The organism is Teichococcus aerophilus, assembly GCF_014490485.1.
Lineage (GTDB): Bacteria > Pseudomonadota > Alphaproteobacteria > Acetobacterales > Acetobacteraceae > Pseudoroseomonas > Pseudoroseomonas aerophila.
Genome location: NZ_JACTVA010000118.1, coordinates 1 through 2,845, shown reverse-complemented (window position 1 = coordinate 2,845; position 2,845 = coordinate 1). Strand labels below are relative to the sequence as shown.

At 60.5% G+C, this 2,845-nt stretch carries 1 protein-coding gene and 1 pseudogene; both read right to left on the bottom strand.

What is annotated here, in order from left to right:
- Positions 1 to 80: 80 nt before the first annotated feature.
- A pseudogene (locus IBL26_RS25330) lies at positions 81 to 721 on the bottom strand (IS5 family transposase); the annotation flags it as partial.
- Positions 722 to 809: 88 nt separating this feature from the next.
- A partial coding sequence (locus tag IBL26_RS25325) for a tetratricopeptide repeat protein (RefSeq protein WP_206684311.1) occupies positions 810 to 2,845 on the bottom strand: 2,036 nt, incomplete at its 5' end.

Here is a 2,845-nt window from a genome sequence, read left to right as displayed (position 1 = left end):
TTGCCGATCTCCACCTCGTCGCCTTCGTCTGCCTCATGCTCAAACAGGCCGCTCTACTCACCCCAGGTCCATAACAGATTCTAGGCCCAGGACTCATTGATCCAGAAGAGTACGGAGCAGGCGAGGCAGATGGCGGAGAAGAAAGTGTGGGCGCAGCGGTCATAGCGCATGACGATGCGCCGCCAGTCTTTCAGTCGTCCGAACATGTTCTCGATACGGTGCCGCGGTCGATGGGGGCTTGGCCGAGTTGGTTGCAATCATAGCCTTTGTTGCCGAGCAGGGCTGTGGCGGGTGGCAGGCTGGGCAACATCAGGATGGCGCTCATGTGGTCGCTCATCCGGCTCTTCCGAGAGCAGCAGGACGAGCGGGCGGTTCTGGCCATCGCAGGCGGCATGCAGCTTGGAGTTCAAGCCGCCCTTGGTGCGCCCGACACGGCCGGGTACAACCCCTTTTTGAGCGGGCTGGCGGCGGCGCGATGCGCCTTGAGATGGGTCGCATCGATCATCAGCCGGTCCGGCTGGCCTTTGCGTCCAGCCGGCCCGGCGAGGATGCGATTGAAGACCCAAATGCGGCTCCAGCGGATGAAGCGGTTGTAGAGGGTTTTGTGCGGACCGTATTCGGCGGATGCGTCGCGCCAGCGCAGGCTGTTGCGGATGACGTGGAGGATGCCGCTGACAACGCGCTGGTCGTCCACTCGGGGCATCCCGTGGGAGAGCGGAAAAAGGGCAAGATCCGCTGGATCAGCGCCTCCGCCGCCATGGAATCACAGCACCATCAAATCGCAGGGCTGGATTTAATAGATCCTGAGCCTAAGTACACGAGGCGATAGTAACCGCCGCGCCTACAGCACGCTGACGCTGGTCGAACTCCGCATTCTGCCAGTTACGCGGCGTTTGCTTGTACGCCACCGAGCAGTGCGACACGCTGAACTGCCGCAGTTCATGCGCGTCCGTAACCCATATCTCCCGACCTAACGTAGCCAAATGCGCTGAGCCATCTGCGGCGAGGTGGGCGGCTAAGATGCGCGTCAACAGGCCCGGCCCTGTGGACAACCAAATCATCTCAGCATCCCCTCGCAAGACTGCTTCAACGGCATGTTCCAGAGCCTTACCGATCACGGGGTGGCCTGGCTCGGAAGCAATAAAGTTGTTACCGATCGTGCCGTATTGCTCTTGTCGCAGCACCAACCTGCGGCCTTCCATAAAAGACGCTAGCGGCGACACGCAGCGATCATCTGCGTCAGCATAGATCCCACCTCGGTGAAATAGAACCGCGAGCCTGAAGATGTCGGCCTTGCCTGCAGCTGTTCGCATCTGGCGGAAGGCACGCGCCGGCCGGACATCGTCCAGGCTCTGAAGGAAGGCTTGCGCCGAGATCGTGGTATGACGTTGATAGATCCAGCCCGGGTTAAAATCCCGCCAACTTTCCGTTAGCTCCTTAACATCTCTGGGTAGGTCGGACGAATCCCAAAATTGATGGATGTAATGTGGGATGCCGCCGAGATCTGGTGCGGTCGACAATCTTCCAAACCGTCCGGTGCGGCGTAGGTGGATCAAGAACGCCATGGCAGCGCCGGTGTGATGGGAATGCGTGGATATGGCCGCTTGCCAAACCCACCAAGAACCCTGCTTATCAGCATCGCAAACGGCCGACACCGCGGAGAAATCAGTCCAGATGTCGTTCACGAGCTGTCCTACCAGCCCTTGAGAGATATTGGTTGATTTCTGCTGTGCCCGCAGGCGGGTCCAGTCTCGGTCGACTGCTTGACGCAGCGCCATTCGCGCGCCGGCGACATCGAGCTGCATAGCGCGCAGCCCCGCCTCGGTGCGGAAGTCTCCCGCAATTGAATGGGCCGAGGCACCAATCTTCTCATGAAGAGCAACAGCATCCTCAAGCTGCCAACGCACAGATGCAAGCTTGGCGCGAAAGCGGAGCGCCTCGACCTCGTCACGGGGGTTGGGGTCGGCCGACAGAGGAAACTGTGCTTCAGCCGCGGCGAAGCGCCCGGCCAGAATATGTAACAGGCAAGCCATACGCAGCAGGGCCTGATCGTTTGGGAAGTGGCATAGGGCCGCGTCGATAATGACCTGCGCCTCTGCGTCGCAACCGCTTTGTAGTGTTTGACGCGCTAGTTCCAGAACCAGACTAACGCTTTGTCCAAATCGATCGACTGCACGGCGCAGCAGCGCGATAGCTGCCTTGGTCGAATTTGTCCGCGCCGTGACCCGCGCTAGGCCGATCCATGCACCTAGGATCGCGTCTGGTTTGCGAACAAGATTCTCGAAGGCAACTATGGCTTCCTCGTCTTGCCTTGATGCGGCTAGAAGTTCCGCCTTGCGAAGGAGTGCCGTGGCATTGTCCGGCGCGGAAGCGAGGAGCCGCTCCAGCGTTGTTAGAGCCTGCTCTGTACTTCCGGCGGCATGCTGAGTATTGGCTAACCTCAGCCATGCCTGAGTGTTTTCCGGCTGCATTGCTACCAGCCGGGCGAAGATCGCCTCGGCTCCTGCCAAGTCGCCGTTCTGCCGCCTGAGCTCGCCGAGCTTGAGGAGGATCTTAGCCGAAGCAGCTGAGGAGTCGGCGAGACGTTGCAGCACCGCCACTGCCTCGGCTGTGCAGCCAGTTGCCGCCAAGATAAGGGCGTGCTGCAGACCCACGTCGGCGTCCGCGGGATGTTGGGCGGCGAGGTGTTGCAGAATGCGCGCAGCCTCTGCCTGGTCCTGGCGTTTCTCCCTCACTCGGGCCAGGCTCAGCAGGGCGCCTTTGCTGGCCGGATCACGATAAAGAATTTGCCGAAGTTGATTTTCAGCCTTCTCCAGGTCTACGGATTCCAAGAGTGACGCCAGGC